Here is an 18,871-nt window from a genome sequence, read left to right on the forward strand (position 1 = left end):
CTATGACAGCCACTGACACGGGCGCCGCCGGCGCCACCATCGACCTCAACTCGGACCTCGGCGAGAACGTCCCCGACCGAGTGGTCAGCGACGACGACGCCATGCTCGGACTCGTCACCAGCGCGAACGTCTCCTGCGGGTTCCACGCCGGCAATCCAGAGGGCATCCGCGCCACCGTCGATGCCGCCACCCGCGGCGGAGTCGTCATCGGCGCTCACCCCGGCTATGACGACTACGAGGGCTTCGGCCGCCGCGCCCTCGATGTGCCGCCGACGACCCTGCAGGCCCAGGTCGAATACCAGATCGGTGCGCTTCTCGGCCTGGCTGCCGCGGTCGGAGGAACCGTCGCCTACGTCAAACCCCACGGCGGGCTCTACAACGCGATCGTCCACGACGAAGCACAGGCCAAGGTCGTCGTCGACGCTGTGAAAGCCGTCGACGACTCCCTCGTCTTCCTCGGACTCGCCGGCAGCGTTGCCAACCGCGTCGCCGCCGAGGCGGGACTGTCCGTGGCCGCCGAGGCCTTCGCCGACCGGTCCTACAACCCCGATGGCTCGCTGGTCTCCCGGTCGGAGCCGAACGCTGTCCTCCACGACCCCGACGCCGTGGCCGCCCGGGTGCTGCGCCTCGTGCAGACCGGGCAGGTCGAAGCGATCGACGGCAGCCTCGTCGACGTCGACGCCCAATCGATCTGCTTCCACGGCGACAGCCAGGGGTCGATCGACATGGCCCGCGCGGCACGGGATCTCCTCGAATCCGAAGGAGTCACGATCGCCGCGTTCGCCGGGGTCGGGAAATGAACACGGGCGCGGAAGCCCGCGAGAGGATCCGAGCGGGATTCGACGGCCCCACCTCGGGGATGGCACCGGGCCTCGTTCAGGCCAACCTCATCGCCGTGCCTGCCGACTGGGCCTTCGACGTCCTCCTCTTCACCCAGCGCAACCCGAAGCCGTGCCCGATCGTCGACGTCCTCGAACCCGGGCAGGTCGAATCGGTCCTCGCCCCGGGCAGCGACATCCGCACCGACATCCCCGGCTACCGGATCTGGACGGATGGGCACCTCGTCGACGAGGTCGCCGATGCCACCTCGGCGTGGGAGACCCACCCGGACCTCGTGTCCTTCCTCATCGGCTGCTCCTTCACCTTCGAAACCGGGCTGACCGCCGCGGGCATCCCGATCCGACACCAGGAGGCCGGCCGCAACGTGCCGATGTACCGCACCTCGACCGCATGCACCCCGGCCGGTCGGATCAGCGGAGACGTGGTCGTGTCCATGCGCCCGATCCCCGCCTCCCAGGTCGCCGAGGCGGTGCGCATCACCGACCGCTTCCCCGCCGTCCACGGCGCCCCCGTCCACATCGGCGAACCCGCCCAGATCGGCATCACCGACCTCGACTCCCCCGACTTCGGCGACCCGCCGGTCATCAACGACGGCGACATCCCCGTCTTCTGGGCCTGCGGAGTCACCCCGCAGGCGGCGCTCCAAGCCTCGGGCGTGCCCTTCGCCATCACCCACTCACCTGGGAAGATGTTCATCACCGACGAACCGGAAGACACCTACCGCCGATGACCGCACCGACACCCGCCCCCACCGGGCTGACCTTCCACACCGCGTCCCGCCGGCACCTCCTCGTCGAGTGCGCCGACCTGACCGCGACGATGGCACTGCACCACAGCCTCGAATCCGCCGACCTGCCCGGCGTCGTCGAGCTCGTCCCCGCCGCCCGCACCGTGCTCATCAGCTTCGACCCATCCCGCACGAGGGCGAGCGCCCTGGCTGAGGCCGTCAGCGGGCTCGACCTCACCCAGTCGACGTCGGCTGAGGCCCGGCAGGTGAGCATCCCCGTGATCTATGACGGGGACGACCTCGCCGAGGTGGCCGACCTCCTCAACGTCTCCCCCACCGAGGTGGTGGGCCGCCACCAGGCCGCGACCTGGGAGGTCGCGTTCGCCGGGTTCGCCCCCGGCTTCGGCTACCTTGCCGGCGACGACGATCTCTTCGACGTTCCCCGCCGGTCCTCTCCGCGCACCCGCGTGCCCGTGGGCGCGGTGGCCCTGGCCGGGGAGTTCACCGGCGTCTACCCCCGCTCCTCCCCCGGCGGGTGGCAGCTCATCGGCCGCACCGACGCCACACTGTGGGACCTCGACCGGGAACCTCCTGCCCTGTTCGTACCGGGCACGATCGTGACGTTCACCGACGCGGGACGCGAGAGCGTCGAAGTGGGGACGTCGACGGATACGTCGACACACGGGGCAGCCGAGGCGGTGCAATCGGCTGCCTCCGACACGGATGGCGGGGCACCCAACGGCACCGGGTCGGCCACCTCGGCGAGCGCAACACCGGCAGCATCGCCGGTATCGGCAGCCCACCACCTCGAGGTCGTGCGACCCGGGCTCCAACTGCTTATCCAGGACCTCGGACGTCCCGGGTTCGCGTCGATGGGCGTCTCGGGTGCCGGAGCCGCCGACCGCAGCGCCCTGACCAGCGCGAACCGCCTCGTCGGCAATGCCGAGACCGCGGCCGGGCTCGAGAGCTTCGGCGGGGGTGCGCTCCTGCGCGTCACCGGCGATACGGTCGCCGCGGTCACCGGAGCAGAGGGCACGATCACCGTGACCGCGGTCGACGGCACGGTTCACACGCCCCGCCTCGGCGAGGCCTTCGCCCTGGTCGACGGTGACGAACTCGAACTCGGCACGGTCGAACGCGGCATCCGCCGGTACCTGGCGCTGCGCGGTGGGATCGCCGTCGAGACGGCGCTGGGCAGCAGCTCGGCCGACACGCTCGCCGGGCTCGGTCCGGCCACGCCTGAGAAGGGCACCCTCCTCGCCCTGCACGACCCGCAGACCGCGCCCCACCTCGTCGATCCGCGCCCGGCACCGCCCCGGAATCTGCCGCAACCCGGTGAGACCGTGACGCTGTCGGTGACCCTGGGGCCACGCGAGGACTGGTTCACGGACGCCGGAATCGACACTCTGCTGGGTCAGGAGTGGACCGTGACCCACGAATCCGACCGCGTCGGGCTGCGCCTGTCCGGTGAGGTCGCCCTCGAACGTGCCCGCACCGGTGAGCTGCCCAGCGAGGGCGCTGTCACCGGTGCCCTCCAGGTCCCGCCGAACGGGCAGCCTGTGCTCTTCGGCCCCGACCATCCGCTCACCGGCGGCTATCCGATCATCGGCAGCGTCGACGACCTCGACCTCGCCGCGCAGCTGCCCCCGGGCGTGAAGCTGCGTTTCACCGCCGACTGCCCTGCATCGAGTACTCGCCGGGCCCAGAGCAACGGCACTGCCGAGGCGCCCCACCCTCACGAGAACGAAAGCTGAACAATGTCGAGAATCCTCATCGCCAACCGCGGAGAGATCGCCGTTCGCATCATCCGCGCCTGCGCCGAGCACGGGCACACCTCGGTCGCCGTCTACGCAGATCAGGACGCCGATGCCCTGCACGTGCGCCTCGCCGACGAGGCCTTCACGCTGCCCGGCACGACCGCCGCGGACACGTACCTGAGCATCGACGCGATCCTCGCCGCCGCGCAGACCGCCGGTGCCGAGGCCGTCCACCCCGGCTACGGCTTCCTGTCCGAGAACGCGGACTTCGCCGCCGCCGTCGAGGACGCCGGGCTGACCTGGATCGGCCCGACTGCTGCGACCATCACGGCCCTCGGCGACAAGGTCACCGCCCGACAGCTCGCGCAGAAGGTCGGCGCTCCCCTGGCGCCCGGCATCGACCGCCCGCTGAAGGACGCGGGAGAGGTCGAGGACTTCGCCGCCGAGGCAGGGCTGCCCATCATCATCAAGGCCGCCCACGGCGGAGGCGGGCGCGGGATGAAGATCGTCAACGACCTCGCCGAGGTGGCCGGAGCCTTCGAATCGGCCACCCGTGAGGCCGCCGAGGCGTTCGGACGCTCGGAGTGCTTCGTCGAGAAGTTCTTGGAGCGGCCCCGTCACGTCGAGGTCCAGGTCGTCGGTGACGGGCAGGGACGCGTCGTGGCGGTCGGCGACCGAGACTGCTCGGCCCAGCGACGGAATCAGAAACTCATCGAGGAGGCTCCCGCTCCGGGACTGACGCCCGATCAGCGCGAGCGCCTGCATCGTTCGGCCGAGGCCATCTGCGCCGAGGTGGACTACCGCGGTGCCGGCACCGTCGAGTTCCTCCTCGCCGCCGACGGCACCATGACGTTCCTCGAGGTCAACACCCGACTGCAGGTCGAACATCCCGTCACCGAGGTGACCTCCGGGGTCGATCTCGTCGGCGAACAGTTCCGCATCGCCTTCGGCCACGGACTGTCGGTGGAGGCCACCCCGGAGCCGACCGGGCATGCGATCGAGCTGCGCATCAACGCCGAGGACCCGGGCCGTGGATTCCTGCCCACTCCGGGCCGCGTCGAGACCCTCGACGTTCCCGGCGGTCCCGGCGTGCGCTGGGATTCCGGCGTCGTGGCCGGTGATGCCGTGCAGCCGGCCTTCGACTCGCTCTTCGCCAAGCTCATCGTCGCAGGTCCCAACCGTGATTCTGCGATCGCGCGGACGATCACCGCGGCCACAGAGCTGAGGATCGAGGGCCCGGCAACCGTGCTGCCGTGTTCTCTGGCGATCCTTCGCGATGAGGCGTTCACAGGTCTCGGCTCCGACGGCGTCGCGGGCATCCACACGCAGTGGATCGAGACCGAGCTCCTCCCCCGCCTCGACACCCAGGACCGTCCGGCACCCGCGGGCTGCGAGGAGCTGCTGCGGATGACCATCGAAATCGACGGGAAGCTCACGACCATCGGCCTGCCCGCGGAACTGCTCGCGGCCCTCGGCTCGGCCGGCGGGGCCGGGAACGGGACGACAGTCGGGAACGGCGGGGCCGCCTCGGCGGATGGGGACGGCGGCGAGAACGCCGGGGACGTGACCGCGCCCGTTCCCGGCAGCCTCGTCGATTACCTCGTCGAAGACGGCTCACAAGTGGACGCCGGTGACGATGTCGCCGTGCTGTCGGCGATGAAGATGGAGACGCGCGTCGAAGCTCCGACATCGGGGACGTTCAGCCGCGTCGCCGAGATCGGGGACGCGATCGCCGTCGGCGGAGTCATCGCGCGGATCAGCTGACGGTCGAGTCCTCGTTCCGGTCGTGATCGGCGGCGGCGGACGCCCGTCCGATGCCGGCGAGGCTGCGGTCGAAGGCCGTGATGGCGATGAAGACGATGGCGACGCCGACGACGACCCAGCCGAGGATGTGCAATCCGCTGCTCGTCGCGTGAGCGCCGTAGACGTTGCCGTAGATGACCGAGGCGAGGATCGCGCCCAGGTACATGAACGTGCGCAGCAGCCCCGCCGAGGATCCGATGCGCCCGGGTTCGGCCTGATGGTAGAGCGTCGTCTGGATCGCGAGGTTATTCAGGCCCTGCGGGATGCCGAGGACGAGCATCGCGATGACGAGGAACCACAGCGGTGAGCCGTCGGTCATGAAGAGGACGAGGACGCCGGCGAGCAGCTGCGCGATCGAACCGAGAATGAGCTTCCACGCCACCTCGGGACTGCGGCCGAAGGCGATCGACACCGCGATCCCGCCGGCGAAGACGGGCAGCAGAACGAGCCCTGCCCCGGTCGCACTGAGGTCACGTCCCTCTTCGAGCCACTGGGTGAACCCGTAGACGAAGACGTAGGAGATCGTCGCGGTGAGCAGGGACCGCAGGTATGTAAGCAGCAGCGGCCCGTTGCCGGCCAGCACGCGGACGTCGATGAAGGGTTCGGGGGCTCGCAGCTCCCACCACACGAGCACGGCACCGGCGATGACGGCGACGGCCAGCATCCAGATCAGGCTCGGCGAGAGGTTCTGGAGGTAGACGAGCAGTGAGAGGATCGAGACCGCGAAGAGGGCGACGCCGGGCCAGTCGAGGCGGGGTCGATCGGACCGCGCGGGCTCGAGTCCGGTCCTGCGCGGGAAGTACAGCCAACCGAGGATGACCCCCGCCAGCCCCAGCGGAAGGTTCACGGCGATGGTCGCCCGCCACCCCCAACTGCCGACGAGGAGGCCGCCGAGGGTCGGTCCGATGACCGCGACGGTCTGGGTGGTGACGGTGAGGATCGTGAGGATGCTCGCCGGGGATTCGATTCCGGTGCGGGTCGCCTCGGCGCGGATCATGTGCATCGCCGCGGGATATCCCGCGCATGTGCCGAGCCCGAGGATGACGCGTGCTGCGACGAGCCACCACAGGCTCGCATGCGTCTCTGGTGCCAGCAATGCGATGGTCCCGGCGATCGCGACGAGCCCGCCGCCTGCGAGAAAGAGGGTCCGTACCCCGAAGATGTCGACGAGGCGGCCGACGAGGGGCTGGCCGACCGCGGTGGCGAGGTAGAGGCCGGAGACGAGCCAGACTACCTCGGAGGCGGGGGCGCCGAGGGCGATGCCGATGGGGGTCAGTGCCACCGCGATGATCGCGGTGTTGATCGGGTTGAGCATCGCACCGAGCATCATCGGCGCGAGCAGGCGACGGTCGAAACGGTCGGAGGGAGCCTGTTTCATCGGTCGAGGATCTAGTCTCATCGGTCGAGGATCCTCGCGAGGATTCTGCTCGACTCGGCCAGCGTCATGAGTTCGGCGTGGGTGACCTCCTCGGCGAGGCTGTGGTCGAGCCACGCGAGTCCGGCTTCCCTCTGCCCCTCGACCTGCTGCCAACCGGCGTCGGTCAGGTCGACGATCTGCCGCCTGCCGTCGGTGGGGTCCGGGCTGCGGGTGAGGAAGCCGCGGGACTCGAGCGACTCGACGGTCGCGGCCATCGACTGCGGGCGGACCTTCTCGGCATGGGCGAGCGCCGCGACCGTGGACACCCCGCCCTTGCTCAGTCGGGACAGTGCGGAGGCCTGGGACGGGGTGAGCGAGTCCTCGAGCGTGGTCTCGCGCAGGCGGCGGATGAGCCGGGCGAGGACAGCTCGCAGATCGACCGCCACCTGGTGGGCGTTCGCCTGCGAAGGGTCGGTCGTCTCCGACGGGTCGGTCATCGGCGAAGGATCGGTGGATTCTGACATCGACATATTGACAGTCTAGACTGTGCAGTTGAAACTGGCTATCGGTGCGGTCCTTAATTGTCCTGCCTTTCCCACCCGTCTCTCATCGTCTGCCCCTCATCGTCCATCTCCCACCCACCTCTCATAGATCGGAGTTCTCGTATGACCTCAGCACTGCTTCTCATGGATTTCCAGGCCGGAATCGCCGGACGTCCCGGCTTCGAACCTGCCGTCGACGCAGCCGAACGCGCCCTCGCTGCCGCTCGCGATGCCGGTATGCCTGTCGTCTTCGTGCGGGTCGCCTTCCGGCCCGGCTGCCCCGAGATCGCGGAGTCGAACCTCTCGTTCTCTGCTGCCAAGGAGCGCGGTGACGACGCGATGAGTCTGGACGCTCCGGCCACCCAGATCATTGATCGCCTGAGCCCTCGGGACGATGAGGCCGTCGTCGTCAAGAAGCGCATCTCCGCGTTCGCCGGCAGCGATCTCGAGGTGCTGCTGCGCGGGCTGGGCGTCGATTCGCTCGTGCTCGGCGGGATTTCGACGAGCGGGGTCGTGCTCTCGACCGTGCGTCGTGCCGCGGATCTCGATTTCCGTCTCACGGTGCTCGCCGATGCTTGCGCGGACCCCGACGCGGAGGTCCATCGTGTCCTCACGGAAAAGGTGTTCTCTCGCCAGGCGCTCGTCACCTCGGTGGCGGACTGGGCCGCGACACTCTGAGACCACCGGTGATCCGCTGCGGACCGCGAGGCCCTGAGATCTCTTGAGCGGGCCGACCCGAGCGACCGAGACCCGGCGGAACGGTAGAGTGGGTGACCGAGAACGTTTCCCAACCACGCTTTCAGGAGTTCATATGCCACGCTTGTCTGTCGGCGACACCGCCCCGGATTTCACTCTCGTCAATCAGGACGGGAAGTCCGTGAGCCTCAGTGACTATCGAGGTCAGCGGGTCGTCGTGTACTTCTACCCCGCGGCCATGACCCCGGGCTGCACGACCGAGGCCTGCGACTTCCGGGATTCGCTCTCGGCACTCAAGGCCGCCGGCATCGTCGTCCTCGGCATCTCGCCGGACAAGCCGGAGAAACTGCAGCAGTTCATCGAGAAGGAAGGCCTGAACTTCGACCTCCTCTCTGATGAGGACAAGACGATGATGACCGAGTGGGGCGCCTTCGGAGAGAAGAAGAATTACGGCAAGGTCGTCCAGGGCGTCATCCGCTCGACCGTCGTCGTCGACGCCGAGGGCACAGTCGAACTCGCCCAGTACAACGTCAAGGCCACCGGACACGTCGCCCGCGTGCGCAAGGAACTGGGCATCGACGCCGCCTGAGCCTTCGGAGTGTCCAGCAACACTCCCGCGTCCTGCTAGTCTTGAGGGCGTCGCGGCCGCTGATGCGGCCGCTTGAGCGCGAGTGGCGGAATTGGTAGACGCGCTGGATTTAGGTTCCAGTGTCTTCGGACGTAGGGGTTCAAGTCCCCTCTCGCGTACGACTAAACAGCCCTCTGCCCGGCCCCGATGGGTCGCGGTGGAGGGCTGTTTCGTCGTCTTCGACTGACATTCGGGCCGAAGGCTCACCGCGTGTGCGGCGCCCTCGCCTCGACTGCTTCATCCGCATCGAGACAGCGAAACAACGGGCAAGGTCTCCTGATAGCGTGACCGGGTGCTTTTGGGTCGCACCATCATGGCTATAAGGAGGATCCCGTGACAACAGCCCAGATCATCGCTTTGATTCTGCTCGTGCTGATTCTGATCGGCGCCGTGTGGAAGAAGATCAACATCGGCATCCTCTCGCTGTTCGCCGCGTTCATTCTGCTCATCGTGTCCGACGCTTCGGCCGACGACGTCTACAGCAGCTTCCCCGCGAACCTGGTGGTGCTCATCATCGGTGTCTCGCTGATGTTCAGCCATCTCGAGCTCAGCGGGGCGGTCCACTGGATCATCAACGGGGCATTCCGCATCGTCGGTGCTCGCAGAGCGCTGATTCCCTGGGTCGGATTTGTTTTGGGCGGCTTCCTGTCGACCGTGGGGATCTTCGGGACCGGGCCCGTCGCCATCCTGGTCCCAATCATCGCTTTCATCTCGGTGAAGTATCCCGGCACCTACCTCATCAATGCCCTCGGCGTGATCATGGGTTCCATCGGCCTGGGGATGTCTCCGCTCAACCCGACGGGGGCCACTATCAGCCACCTCGCAGCGAAGGCCAGCGTCTCGTACTCGGAGTGGTCGCTCTGGCTCGTCGCCGTCGTAGTCACCGCCGTCTGCCTGGCCGCATTGCAGATTGTCTTCCGGTGGCTGGCGCGTCGCGGTCAAACACTCGTAGAACCGCAGGCGTCCCAGGTCGCCGAGGGTGAAGAATCCCGTTCCACTCCGACGAATACCGTTTATGCGGTGAGTTCGATCGTCGGTCTGCTCGCCTTCGTCCTCTGTGTGATCGCCTTCGGGCTCGACGTCGGTCTCACGTCGATGGCGGTCGCCGCGATTCTTCAGATCGTCTTCCACCCCGCGCAGAAGGAGATGTTCAGCCGGGTGCCCTGGGGAGCGACTCTGCTCATCGGCGGCCTCCTCACCTACCTCGGCCTGTTGGAGTCGGTGGGCACCATCGATGCGATCCAGAGCGGCATGGGAGCTGTTGGATCCGGTGCGGTCTTACTGCTGGTGCTCGCCTACCTCACTGCTGTGCTGTGCAATGTTGAGTCATCCGCCCTCGGCGTGCTCAGCCTGACGATGCCGCTGGCCTTCGGATTCTTCAGCGACTCGCCGAACGTCTTCTGGATCGTCGCCGCCATTGCCGTCCCTTCCGGGCTCATGGTGATGAATCCGATCCACATTGCCGGGACCCTGGTCGTCGCCAATGCCCAGGAAGACAGACAGAACACGGTCTTCCGCATCTTCCTCGCGACGTCGCTGTGCCTGACTGCGATCGTCCCCGGACTGCTCTCCGTCATTCCACTTACTCTGGGCGTCTAGAGTGTCATCCACACGATCGTCTACCCCGGAAAGGTCCCGATGAACTCCTCTGCCCCGTCACAGCTGTCCGTCCGCCCCACCTCGCCCGATGATGAGTCGCGGTGGAAGGAGCTCTTCCGCGCCTACCGCGAGTTCTACCATCTGCCGGAGTCCGAGGAGATTGTCTCCCGCGTCTGGTCGTGGATCGTCGATGCCGACCATGAGGTCCAGAGCCTCGTCGCCGAGGTGGACGGACGGATCGTCGCCATCGCCGACTTCCGCCGCTTCTCCCGCCCCTCCACCGGCAGCGTCGGGATCTGGCTCGATGACCTCTTCACCGACCCCGAGGTGCGCGGGTCCGGTGCCGGGCGTGCCCTCGTCGCGCGCCTACAGGAGATCGCCGCCCAGGAGGGACGCTCCGTCGTCCGCTGGATCACCGCCTCCGACAACGAACAGGCGCAGGTGCTCTACGACAAGGTGGCCACCAAGACGAACTGGGTGACCTACGACGCGAAGCCGCAAACAGCTGCGGACCGGGGACGCGGCTGAAGGCTGAGCCGTATTACCTGGGTCTGCAAGGTGTCTGGGTCCACAAGGAATCTGGACCTTCAAGGGCTCCCCGTGGCGGCACCCGATTCAGCTCATGCGGGTTCGCAATTCGGCCACGCCGTCGCCGTTGAGTGCACGCAGAGCCTCGGGGCGTCCGGCCATCGCCATGACGAGGTCGAGCAGTCGTCCGGTGACCATCGGGCCGGATCCGGAGTCGAAGTCCGCATCGTCTGCGCGCAGTCGCAGACCCTTGGCCAACGTTTTGCTGTTGACCGCGAAATCCTTCGCCACAAAGTAGCGGGCCACGGATGCGACCGCTTCTGGATCGGGCGACAGTTCGATCCCCAGCGGGAGTGCGATGTCCTGGCTGTGGACGACCACCTCGCCGAGGAACGCCGGATAGTCCTTCGTCGGCGCGATCGTGGCCGTGACCGCCTCGCGGAAGTTTTCGACGGTCTCGGCGGGTGAGCGTCCCCGATACCGTGACAGCAGGCGTGAGTTGTGCTTGGCGGGGTCGAAACCGGATCGGATGATGCTGCTGATCCAGGCCCACCGTCCGGTGTTCGCTGCCGCACTGAGATGGGCGACGACCTCGTCGACGGACCATCCGTCACAGAGCGAACGCTGGGTGAACTGCTCCGGGGAGAGGCCCTCGAGAACCCCGAGAAGACGGGCGCGTTCTGCGTGGATGAGCGTCCAATGCTCGGCGGGTTCTGCTGCGGTCATGAACTGAGCACCTCGTCGGCGTGAATGATCGGATAGATGAGTTCGAAACGTTCGCAGACGACGGGCATGTCGACGGCGAAACCTCGACGGCCGTGCTCATGCCAAAAGCGTTCGTGGATCTCACGCCAGGCCTCGAGGGTGCGGTCACCCTCACCTTCGGACCACGCGTGTTCGACAGTCACCTCGCCGAAGGGGACGATGTCGACGGCAGTGGTCTCGATGACCGCACGCGGCCGCTCCCGCCCGTCGAGGATGATGCTCAGCTCTCCCACCTCGGGGACGGACTCGCCGTCGGCTTCGATATCCCACAGCGCCGAGGCGGTTGCCGTCTTGATTCTGGACACGACGAGGGCGAGGAGTCCGTCCGCATGGTCCGCTGTCGCACCGAACGCCCACGCTTCGGGCATTTCATCCGGAAGATTCGGAATGCGGGCGCGGACCAGCGACCAGAATTCTTCGAGTTCAGATGCGATCGACCCACCCGTTTCGATCGGTTCAGGCATCACGACGTGCCTGTCTCATCGTTGCGTTCGAGTCCGACGAACATCTCGCGACGCAGCGCATCCACGTGAACACGCGTGACCGCCATAGCTGCGATCGGATCGTGCGCCCGAAGAGCGGCCACCAACCGTCGATGATGGTCCCGCCCCTCCTCGAGCTGCTCCTGGGGATAGGGAACGAAGTACTTCGTCAGTCCGCCATAGCTGGCCAGATAAGTCGGCACCTCGGGCAGTTCGCTGATTTCGGCGACACGATGGTGGAACCGGGTATCGGGGATGTGATGCTCGTGCCAGTCAGCAGCCTCGGCGGAGGCCCTGATGAGTGAGTCGAGCTCATCGCACTGGTCGGGGGTCGCGCGCAGGGCAGCCTCGGCGACGATGGCGGATTCCATCAGACTGCGCTGGTCGATGAGTCTGTGGATCGCATCGGCGTCGGCCCGGTAGGCAGTGACGGCGGAGTCGTTGAGATGCGGCGGATCATCGGCGACGAAGGTGCCGCCGCCCCGACCCCGCCGGCGGACAAGGACCCCATCATCGACAAGGCTCTCGAGACCTCGCCGGGCGGTGATGACGCTGACTTCGAGCCCGGCGGCCAGAAGCTCGGTCTTTGGCAGTCTGCTGCCGGGTGCCAACAGCGCGTGTTCGATCGAGAGGAGGACACGGGCACGGACGGTGTCGACGGCGGACAGACGCGTGAGCTCGGCGGCCCCGGGGGCGGCGAAGAGAGTCCGGTCGACCGCACGCGCCTCCGCAGGCCCCGGATCGGGTGTCGAAGGATTTCTCTCCGTCATGTCTTGAGTCTAACGTCACATCGACTTATAGTGATCAAACTGATCACTTAAAGCGGCGATGCCTTCCGGCGCCGTGAGAACCTGTCGAAGGGACTACAGTGGAAACCAGCGAAATGGCAGTCGGACTGGCCCAGCGGTCGCCGCTGACCGGGTCCGATCCGCTCTCCGACTTCCGTGCCGATGTGGCAGCCACAACGACGCGGCATCCCGAGCTCGAGATGCTCGTCTACCCCGAACTCCACCTCCACAGCGTCGACGACCTGCCCGCAGAGCAGCGGTCGTCCGCACTGAGACAGAAGGCCGTCTACCTCGACTCAGCGTTCGTCGCCGACATCGGACGGATCGCGGCCGACCACGGCATCTGGCTGTGCCCGGGCAGCATCGGTGAGATCGCCGACGACGGCAGCTTCTTCAACACCCAGCTCCTCTTCTCCCCAGCCGGCGAACTCGTCTCGACGTACCGGAAGATGTTCCCCTGGCGCCCCTACGAACCGCACCGGCCGGGCACCGAGTTCGTCGTCGCCCCGACTGCCGATCACGGCACGTTCGGACTCTCCATCTGCTACGACGCCTGGTTCCCCGAGCATTCTCGGCATCTGAGCTGGATGGGTGCCGACGCCATCCTCAACGTCGTCAAGACGACCAGCCAGGACCGCGAGCAGGAGCTCGTCCTCGCCCGAGCGAATGCGATCGTCAATCAGGTCTACGTCCTCAGCGTCAATTGCGCCGAGCCCGTCGGCCGCGGGCGCAGCATCGCCGCCGACCCCGAAGGCTTCGTCCTCGGTGAAGCGGGTCTGGGTGAGGACACCATCGTCGTCCGCGTGGATCCGGCCCGAGTTCGTCGCGTGCGCGAAGTCGGAACCGCCGGCACCAACTGCATGTGGTCCCAGTTCACGCCCGACGATGCGCCGATTCCCCTCCCCCTCTACAACGGCTCGCTCGACCCCACCCGCTGGACGCCGGGGCAGAGCAACCCCTGAGTCGACACTCCGACGGACGCTTTCATCACAAACCCGTCGCCGCACCTGAACCCATCACTACGACCTCATCCACAGCTGCATCCATGACATCGACAACGGAGTGACCATGTCAGACACCGTCACGCTCAACCGCACGCTCAAACTGCCCTCCCTGGTCATCTTCGGCCTCGCCTACCTCACGCCGCTCATCGTCCTCGGCATCTTCGGTGTCATCGCCTCGCAGACCAATGGGGCGAGCGCGAGCGCGTATCTGCTGGCCCTCGGTGCCATGCTCTTCACCGCCAACAGCTACGGCCGGATGGCCGCGGCCTATCCAGTGGCGGGGTCGGCCTACACCTATGTGCGCAAGACGATCGACGGCCGCGTCGGCTTCCTCGTCGGTTGGGCGACCATGCTCGACTACCTGTTCCTGCCGATGGTCATCTGGCTCATCGGCGGCTCCTACCTGCAGGCGCAGTTCCCGGCCGTGCCGATGGCGGTGTGGATCCTCGGATTCATCGTCCTCACCACCGTCCTCAACGTCGTCGGCATCAAGGTCGCCGATCGGGCCAATCTCATCCTGATGTCGTTCCAGATCCTCGTCATCGTCATCTTCGTCGCCCTGTCACTGGCGGATGTCTTCAGATCCGACGGTGCCGCGGGGCTATTCAGCGCCAGCCCGTTCACGGGCATCGACTCCACACTCGTGGCCATCGGCGGCGGTGCCGCGGTCGCTGCGTACTCGTTCCTCGGCTTCGATGCCGTCACCACCTTCACCGAGGAGACCATCGAGCCTCGTAAGACAGTGCCGAAGGCGATTATGCTCATCGCCCTCATCGGCGGTGGAATCTTCGTCGTCGTGGCCTATGCGGTCCAGCTCGTCCATCCCGGCGGGGTGTTCGAGAATTCTGATGCCGCGGCCTTCGAGATCGCCAGAAGCATCGGAGGACACCTCTTCGGTGCGGTCTTCCTCGCCGCGCTCGTCATCGCCCAGTTCACTTCGGGCATCGCCGCTCAAGCCGCGGGCAGCCGACTGCTCTATGCGATGGGCCGCGACGGGGTGCTGCCACGCGGCTTCTTCGGCAAGCTCAATCCGCGTTTCCACACCCCCGTGCTGTCTCTGCTGACGATCGCCGCCATCGGACTCGTGGCGATCTTCATGAACGTCGCCACCTCGACGTCGTTCATCAACTTCGGGGCCTTCTTATCCTTCATCATGGTCAATGCCTCGGTCATCGTCTACTGGGCAAAAGAGAGACGAGCGGGCCGGCCGCACAACATCGTCCTCTACCTCGTCTGCCCGATCATCGGCGTCTTCGTCATCGGCTATCTGCTCACCCAGCTCGACATCCACGCGATCACCCTCGGCGCAAGCTGGCTGGTCATCGGTGCCGTCATCCTCGCAATTACGACAAGAGGCTTCCGCAAGCAGCCCTCTGACCTGGCCGTGGATTCGGTCGACGCGGGCTGAGCTTCAGCCTGCCACCTCGGCGAGCCGTGTCCGCAGCCCGTCGATGAGGGCGCGCAGTCCGAGAGAGAACGCCGCCTCCGCACCATAGGTCGGCGCGTGGCGTTCGGACAACGCCTCCCGAACAGCAGGCAGTCCGGCGTCGACGGCACCCTGGACCAGCAGATCTCCGGGTGCGACGATATCGAGAGCCGAGCCGAGGACGTGTGCCTCGACGGTGCGGACGACGGCGAAGACGAGGCTTTCGGGCCACCCGGCTCGGACCAGACCGGCGACCACGGCGTCATACATCGCATACGCGGAATGGTGGCGGATCGGTGTGGTCGCCAGCAGTCGGATGAGGTTGGGATGGGTCGCGAACGCCCGCAGATAGGACCCCGCCCACTCCTCGAGCGCCGCATCCCAGCCCTTGTCAGCTGTCCGTGCAGAAGACTCCGGCTCCTCAGCGGACCCGAACGCGGTGACGTCGATGTCGGCGACGATGCGGGCGCGCATGAGTTCGATGAGCTCGGTCCGCCCGGAGACGTGGTTGTAGAGCGAGGACACCTGCCGATCGACACGAGCAGCGAGGGTGCGCATCGACAGTGCCTCCGCGCCCTCCTCGTCGACGAGGACGAGCGCCGCATCCACGAGCCGTTCCCGGTTGAGCCGCAATCCCATCTCGCCTCCTACTTCCGCTGACCTCATGCAGAGTGTATCGTGTTCTCAGTCACAAATACGAACGCTGTTCGTAACAGTGGCGGATCAGAGATCGTACGCAGTGAAGCGAGGGACAGACCCACCGTGGCTTTGACACATTTCCACAACGGCACCATCTGGCTGGGAGCCTCAACCGAGACCGCCGACTCCCTGCTCGTCGATGACGGTGTCATCGTCGCAATCGGCTCGACCGATGTCGAAGCGCAGCTCGCCGAGGCGGCCGCGGAGTCGGGCTCCCTCACAGACTCTGTCGATCTCGAGGTCGTCGATCTCGACGGCGGCTTCCTCATGCCCTCTTTCGGCGACGGTCACGCCCACCCGATCTTCGGCGGGCTCGAAGCCGAAGGCCCGCAGGTGCGCTCGTGTTCCAGTGTTGCCGAGATCATCGCCGAGGTGGCCCGCTTCGCCGAGGCCAACCCCGAACTCGAGTGGATCACCGGAGCGTCCTACGACGGCAGCCTCGTCGCCGGCGGTCTCTTCGATGCCCGCTGGCTCGACGAGGCCGTATCCGACCGTCCCGTCGTCCTGCGAGCCTGGGACTATCACACGGTGTGGTGCAACTCCCGCGCCCTCGAACTGGCCGGGATCACCGCGGACACCCCCGAACCGACTCTCGGGGAGATCCCCCGACGAGGTGACGGCTCACCTTTGGGAACACTGCGGGAGTGGGGTGCCGTCGACCTCGTCGATGCCGTCCGCCCACCATTGGACGAATCCGTGCGGCTGCGTGCTCTGGAGCGAGCGGCGGACTACTACCTCGAGCGCGGAGTCACCTGGGTCCAGGATGCCTGGGTCGAACCGGCTGATGTGGAGACCTATCTTGCCGCCTCGGCTCAGGGCCGGTTGACGATCCGGTTCAATCTCGCGCTCTATGCCGACCCGCGGCGCTTTTCCGAGCAGCTGCCGGCGATGATCGAGGCCAGGAGGCGCGTGGAGGAGCTCGCCGATCCGATGCTCAGCGCCCGGACCGTGAAGTTCTTCGCCGACGGCGTCGTCGAGAACGAGACCGGATCCCTGCTCGAACCGTACTGTTCGTCCCTGCACAATCATGGTCTGCGCGTGTGGGAGGGTGAGACCCTCGCCGAGGCGGTTCGCGCCGTCGATGCGGCAGGTTTCCAGGTCCATATCCACGCGATCGGCGACGCCGCCGTCCGGCAGGCCCTCGACGCCGTCGAATCGGCCATCGCCGCCAACGGATCGCGCGATCGCCGACCGGTCATCGCGCACGCCCAGCTCGTCGACTCCGCGGACCTCGACCGGTTCGCCGAGCTCGGGGTGATTGCGAACATGCAGCCCCTGTGGGCACAGCTCGATGACCTCATGACCGTGCTCACGGTGCCCCGCCTCGGCGAGGATCGAGCCCGGCAGCAGTACCGAATGCGCAGCATCCTCGACGGCGGCGGACGTCTGTCGTTCGGCTCGGACTGGCCGTGCACCTCGGGCACACCGGTCGAAGGTCTGGCGATCGGGACGAGCCGGCAGAACGAAGCGGGCGAACCGGACGGCGGGTGGACACCCGAGGAGATCGTCGACATCGACCGCGCCCTCGACGCGTATTCGACCGCTGTGGCCCATCAGGCCTTCGCCGATCACTCAGCCGAGCCGTGGGGCTCGATCCAGGTCGGGGCGAGTGCCGACCTCATCCGATTCGACCACGATCCACGGGACCTGCCCCCACGCGAACTCGCGCTCACACGAATTGCCGCCACCTACCTCGGCGGCGCTGCCGTACATTCGCAGGCCTGAGAAAGGACCGACCATGTCACAGCCGACGGCCAACACCGGAGCGGACGGCGAAGGTCAGCTCAAGCGCGCCCTCGGTGTGCCCTCGCTCGTCTTCTTCGGCCTCGTCTACATGGTGCCGCTGACGATCTTCACCACCTACGGCATCGTCACACAGGTCACCGGTGGACGGGTGCCGTTGGCGTACGTCATCACACTGGCGGCGATGGTCTTCACCGCCAGGTCGTACGCGAAGATGGCGCATGAGCTGCCCTTCGCCGGATCGGCCTACACCTACACGCAGAAGAGCTTCGGGCCCGCAATCGGGTTCGTCGCCGGATGGGCGCTGCTGCTCGACTATCTGTTCCTGCCGATGATCAACTACCTCGTCATCGGCATCTACCTCTCCGCGGCGTTCCCGATGATCCCCGCATGGGTGTTCGTGCTCACCGCGATCGTCCTCGTCACGATTCTCAACGTCATCGGCATCGTCTCGGTGGCCAGGGCGAACATCGTCATCATCGCCGCGCAGGCGATCTTCATCCTCACCTTCGCGGCTCTCGGGATCGCATCGATGACGGGGTCGGGAACGGTCGATCTCGCGGCACCCTTCACCGGCGACGGGAGCGCTCCGGGATTCGGCAACGTCATGGCCGGAGCGGCGATCCTCTGCCTGTCCTTCCTCGGCTTCGACGCGGTCTCAACACTGTCGGAGGAGGCCAAGGACGCCAAGCGCACGGTGCCTCGGGCCATCGTCATCGCGACTCTCACGGGCGGGCTCATCTACATCCTGCTGTCGTTCCTCGCTCAGCTGGTCTACCCGTCGAACCGGTTCGCCGATGTCGACTCCGGCGCTCTTGACGTCATGAGCGCTGCGGGAGGTGAGTTCCTCACGATCTTCTTCACCGCCGCCTATGTCGCCGGTGCCTGCGGTTCGGCGCTGACCTCGCAGGCTTCGGTCTCGCGCATCCTCTTCGCGATGGGCCGCGACGGCGTGCTGCCGAAGAGCTTCTTCGGGCGCCTCTCCCCGCGCTTTCACACCCCGATCCTCGCCACGCTCTCCGTCGGCGTCGTGTCGCTGTTCGCGTTGGCTGTCGACCTCAGCTTCATCTCGGAGATGGTCAGCTTCGGGGCGCTCATCGCGTTCTCCGCGGTCAACCTCTCCGTCGTCAAGCACTTCATCATCGACGGGAAGCGCCGCGGGGCACGCGCTGTCGTGAGCTTCATCGTGCTGCCGGGCATCGGCTTCTGCCTCACCCTGTGGCTGTGGACGAGCCTGTCACCGCGGACGCTGCTCATCGGCCTCGTCTGGCTCATCATCGGGACCGCGTACCTCACGTTCGTCACCCGCGGTTTCCGGCGTCCGACGCCGATGCTCGATCTCACGGAATAGGCCACCTCATCATGTGGTGTTGCGGCAAGTGAGAACCATACCTGCACCACAGGCGACAGCAACCCCGAACGACACCCAGACTATCCACGAATGCCCACCCGAAGCATCGTCGAACAGGCTCGGAATCGTGAGGATG

18 protein-coding genes and 1 tRNA gene are annotated in these 18,871 nt (G+C 66.7%); 13 read left to right on the forward strand and 6 right to left on the reverse strand.

Features of this window, described 5'->3' with window-relative positions:
- Positions 1-2: 2 nt before the first annotated feature.
- Genes J9314_RS13010 through J9314_RS13025 form a run of 4 tightly spaced genes read left to right on the forward strand, consistent with a single transcriptional unit; the run spans position 3 to position 5,088 of the window.
- Positions 3-800 carry a LamB/YcsF family protein gene (locus J9314_RS13010; protein WP_210602769.1) on the forward strand — a complete coding sequence of 266 codons (798 nt, stop codon included), beginning with the start codon at positions 3-5 and terminating at the stop codon, positions 798-800.
- Positions 797-1,570, forward strand: a complete 774-nt coding sequence (locus tag J9314_RS13015) for a putative hydro-lyase (protein ID WP_210602770.1) — start codon at positions 797-799, stop codon at positions 1,568-1,570. The genes J9314_RS13010 and J9314_RS13015 overlap by 4 nt, the downstream gene beginning before the upstream one ends.
- Entirely contained in the window at positions 1,567-3,321 is a 1,755-nt protein-coding gene (locus J9314_RS13020; RefSeq protein ID WP_210602771.1) for a 5-oxoprolinase subunit B/C family protein, read from the forward strand. The genes J9314_RS13015 and J9314_RS13020 overlap by 4 nt, the downstream gene beginning before the upstream one ends.
- Before the next feature lie 3 nt (positions 3,322-3,324).
- Entirely contained in the window at positions 3,325-5,088 is a 1,764-nt protein-coding gene (locus J9314_RS13025) for an ATP-binding protein (protein WP_210602772.1), read from the forward strand.
- Here J9314_RS13025 and J9314_RS13030 read toward each other — a convergent pair.
- Positions 5,081-6,505: an MFS transporter gene (locus tag J9314_RS13030; RefSeq protein ID WP_210602773.1), complete on the reverse strand. Its 1,425-nt coding sequence runs from the start codon at positions 6,503-6,505 to the stop codon at positions 5,081-5,083. The genes J9314_RS13025 and J9314_RS13030 overlap by 8 nt on opposite strands.
- A gap of 17 nt (positions 6,506-6,522) precedes the next feature.
- Positions 6,523-7,014 carry a MarR family winged helix-turn-helix transcriptional regulator gene (locus tag J9314_RS13035; protein ID WP_246490385.1) on the reverse strand — a complete coding sequence of 164 codons (492 nt, stop codon included), beginning with the start codon at positions 7,012-7,014 and terminating at the stop codon, positions 6,523-6,525.
- Positions 7,015-7,149: 135 nt separating this feature from the next.
- Between J9314_RS13035 and J9314_RS13040 the strand changes: the two genes are divergently transcribed.
- The 5 genes from J9314_RS13040 (at position 7,150) to J9314_RS13060 (ending at position 10,477) form a co-directional block, all read left to right on the forward strand.
- A complete protein-coding gene (locus J9314_RS13040; protein ID WP_210602774.1) occupies positions 7,150-7,704 on the forward strand; it encodes a cysteine hydrolase family protein in 555 nt (184 codons plus the stop codon).
- 133 nt (positions 7,705-7,837) lie between these two features.
- On the forward strand, positions 7,838-8,311 hold the full coding sequence (bcp, locus tag J9314_RS13045) for a thioredoxin-dependent thiol peroxidase (RefSeq protein WP_181275954.1): 474 nt from the start codon (positions 7,838-7,840) through the stop codon (positions 8,309-8,311).
- Positions 8,312-8,387: 76 nt separating this feature from the next.
- Positions 8,388-8,469 (forward strand) — tRNA-Leu (locus J9314_RS13050).
- Positions 8,470-8,683: 214 nt separating this feature from the next.
- Positions 8,684-9,949: an SLC13 family permease gene (locus tag J9314_RS13055; protein ID WP_210602775.1), complete on the forward strand. Its 1,266-nt coding sequence runs from the start codon at positions 8,684-8,686 to the stop codon at positions 9,947-9,949.
- A gap of 39 nt (positions 9,950-9,988) precedes the next feature.
- Positions 9,989-10,477: a GNAT family N-acetyltransferase gene (locus J9314_RS13060; protein ID WP_210602776.1), complete on the forward strand. Its 489-nt coding sequence runs from the start codon at positions 9,989-9,991 to the stop codon at positions 10,475-10,477.
- Positions 10,478-10,564: 87 nt separating this feature from the next.
- On the opposite strand, the gene J9314_RS13065 is transcribed toward J9314_RS13060, so the two are convergent.
- Genes J9314_RS13065 through J9314_RS13075 form a run of 3 tightly spaced genes read right to left on the reverse strand, consistent with a single transcriptional unit; the run spans position 10,565 to position 12,494 of the window.
- Complete coding sequence (locus tag J9314_RS13065) at positions 10,565-11,203, reverse strand: maleylpyruvate isomerase family mycothiol-dependent enzyme (protein ID WP_210602777.1); 639 nt, start codon at positions 11,201-11,203, stop codon at positions 10,565-10,567.
- Complete coding sequence (locus tag J9314_RS13070; RefSeq protein WP_210602778.1) at positions 11,200-11,706, reverse strand: ASCH domain-containing protein; 507 nt, start codon at positions 11,704-11,706, stop codon at positions 11,200-11,202. Before J9314_RS13070 ends, J9314_RS13065 begins: the two co-directional genes overlap by 4 nt.
- Positions 11,706-12,494 carry a FadR/GntR family transcriptional regulator gene (locus J9314_RS13075; RefSeq protein WP_210602779.1) on the reverse strand — a complete coding sequence of 263 codons (789 nt, stop codon included), beginning with the start codon at positions 12,492-12,494 and terminating at the stop codon, positions 11,706-11,708. Before J9314_RS13075 ends, J9314_RS13070 begins: the two co-directional genes overlap by 1 nt.
- A 98-nt stretch (positions 12,495-12,592) precedes the next feature.
- Between J9314_RS13075 and J9314_RS13080 the strand changes: the two genes are divergently transcribed.
- Both J9314_RS13080 and J9314_RS13085 read left to right on the forward strand, forming a co-directional pair.
- Complete coding sequence (locus tag J9314_RS13080) at positions 12,593-13,474, forward strand: carbon-nitrogen hydrolase family protein (protein WP_210602780.1); 882 nt, start codon at positions 12,593-12,595, stop codon at positions 13,472-13,474.
- Between the two features lie 106 nt (positions 13,475-13,580).
- On the forward strand, positions 13,581-14,924 hold the full coding sequence (locus tag J9314_RS13085) for an APC family permease (RefSeq protein ID WP_210602781.1): 1,344 nt from the start codon (positions 13,581-13,583) through the stop codon (positions 14,922-14,924).
- Between the two features lie 3 nt (positions 14,925-14,927).
- Here J9314_RS13085 and J9314_RS13090 read toward each other — a convergent pair whose 3' ends face one another.
- Positions 14,928-15,581 (reverse strand): TetR/AcrR family transcriptional regulator, encoded by a 654-nt coding sequence (locus J9314_RS13090; protein WP_246490386.1) that lies wholly within the window; start codon positions 15,579-15,581, stop codon positions 14,928-14,930.
- A gap of 123 nt (positions 15,582-15,704) precedes the next feature.
- On the opposite strand from J9314_RS13090, the gene J9314_RS13095 reads away from it, so the two are divergent.
- Together J9314_RS13095 and J9314_RS13100 are read left to right on the forward strand one after the other, a co-directional pair.
- The gene (locus tag J9314_RS13095) at positions 15,705-17,366 is read left to right on the forward strand and encodes an amidohydrolase (RefSeq protein WP_210602782.1); all 1,662 of its coding nucleotides are present in this window, start codon (positions 15,705-15,707) and stop codon (positions 17,364-17,366) included.
- Between the two features lie 13 nt (positions 17,367-17,379).
- On the forward strand, positions 17,380-18,735 hold the full coding sequence (locus J9314_RS13100) for an APC family permease (RefSeq protein ID WP_210602783.1): 1,356 nt from the start codon (positions 17,380-17,382) through the stop codon (positions 18,733-18,735).
- The last annotated feature ends 136 nt before the right edge of the window (positions 18,736-18,871 follow it).

Origin of the sequence: Brevibacterium oceani, from assembly GCF_017948325.1 — a bacterium.
Classification (GTDB): Bacteria; Actinomycetota; Actinomycetes; order Actinomycetales; family Brevibacteriaceae; genus Brevibacterium; species Brevibacterium oceani.

What these genes read in the sequence shown, in the direction of transcription:
- J9314_RS13025 (WP_210602772.1), top strand. Translation starts at nt 3,325, where the DNA reads ATGTCGAGAATCCTCATCGCCAACCGCGGAGAGATCGCCGTTCGCATC.
- J9314_RS13075 (WP_210602779.1), bottom strand. Translation starts at nt 12,494, where the DNA reads ATGACGGAGAGAAATCCTTCGACACCCGATCCGGGGCCTGCGGAGGCG.
- J9314_RS13040 (WP_210602774.1), top strand. Translation starts at nt 7,150, where the DNA reads ATGACCTCAGCACTGCTTCTCATGGATTTCCAGGCCGGAATCGCCGGA.
- J9314_RS13085 (WP_210602781.1), top strand. Translation starts at nt 13,581, where the DNA reads ATGTCAGACACCGTCACGCTCAACCGCACGCTCAAACTGCCCTCCCTG.
- J9314_RS13030 (WP_210602773.1), bottom strand. Translation starts at nt 6,505, where the DNA reads ATGAAACAGGCTCCCTCCGACCGTTTCGACCGTCGCCTGCTCGCGCCG.
- J9314_RS13090 (WP_246490386.1), bottom strand. Translation starts at nt 15,581, where the DNA reads ATGGGATTGCGGCTCAACCGGGAACGGCTCGTGGATGCGGCGCTCGTC.
- bcp (WP_181275954.1), top strand. Translation starts at nt 7,838, where the DNA reads ATGCCACGCTTGTCTGTCGGCGACACCGCCCCGGATTTCACTCTCGTC.
- J9314_RS13015 (WP_210602770.1), top strand. Translation starts at nt 797, where the DNA reads ATGAACACGGGCGCGGAAGCCCGCGAGAGGATCCGAGCGGGATTCGAC.
- J9314_RS13035 (WP_246490385.1), bottom strand. Translation starts at nt 7,014, where the DNA reads ATGTCGATGTCAGAATCCACCGATCCTTCGCCGATGACCGACCCGTCG.
- J9314_RS13060 (WP_210602776.1), top strand. Translation starts at nt 9,989, where the DNA reads ATGAACTCCTCTGCCCCGTCACAGCTGTCCGTCCGCCCCACCTCGCCC.
- J9314_RS13010 (WP_210602769.1), top strand. Translation starts at nt 3, where the DNA reads ATGACAGCCACTGACACGGGCGCCGCCGGCGCCACCATCGACCTCAAC.
- J9314_RS13070 (WP_210602778.1), bottom strand. Translation starts at nt 11,706, where the DNA reads ATGCCTGAACCGATCGAAACGGGTGGGTCGATCGCATCTGAACTCGAA.
- J9314_RS13020 (WP_210602771.1), top strand. Translation starts at nt 1,567, where the DNA reads ATGACCGCACCGACACCCGCCCCCACCGGGCTGACCTTCCACACCGCG.
- J9314_RS13065 (WP_210602777.1), bottom strand. Translation starts at nt 11,203, where the DNA reads ATGACCGCAGCAGAACCCGCCGAGCATTGGACGCTCATCCACGCAGAA.
- J9314_RS13100 (WP_210602783.1), top strand. Translation starts at nt 17,380, where the DNA reads ATGTCACAGCCGACGGCCAACACCGGAGCGGACGGCGAAGGTCAGCTC.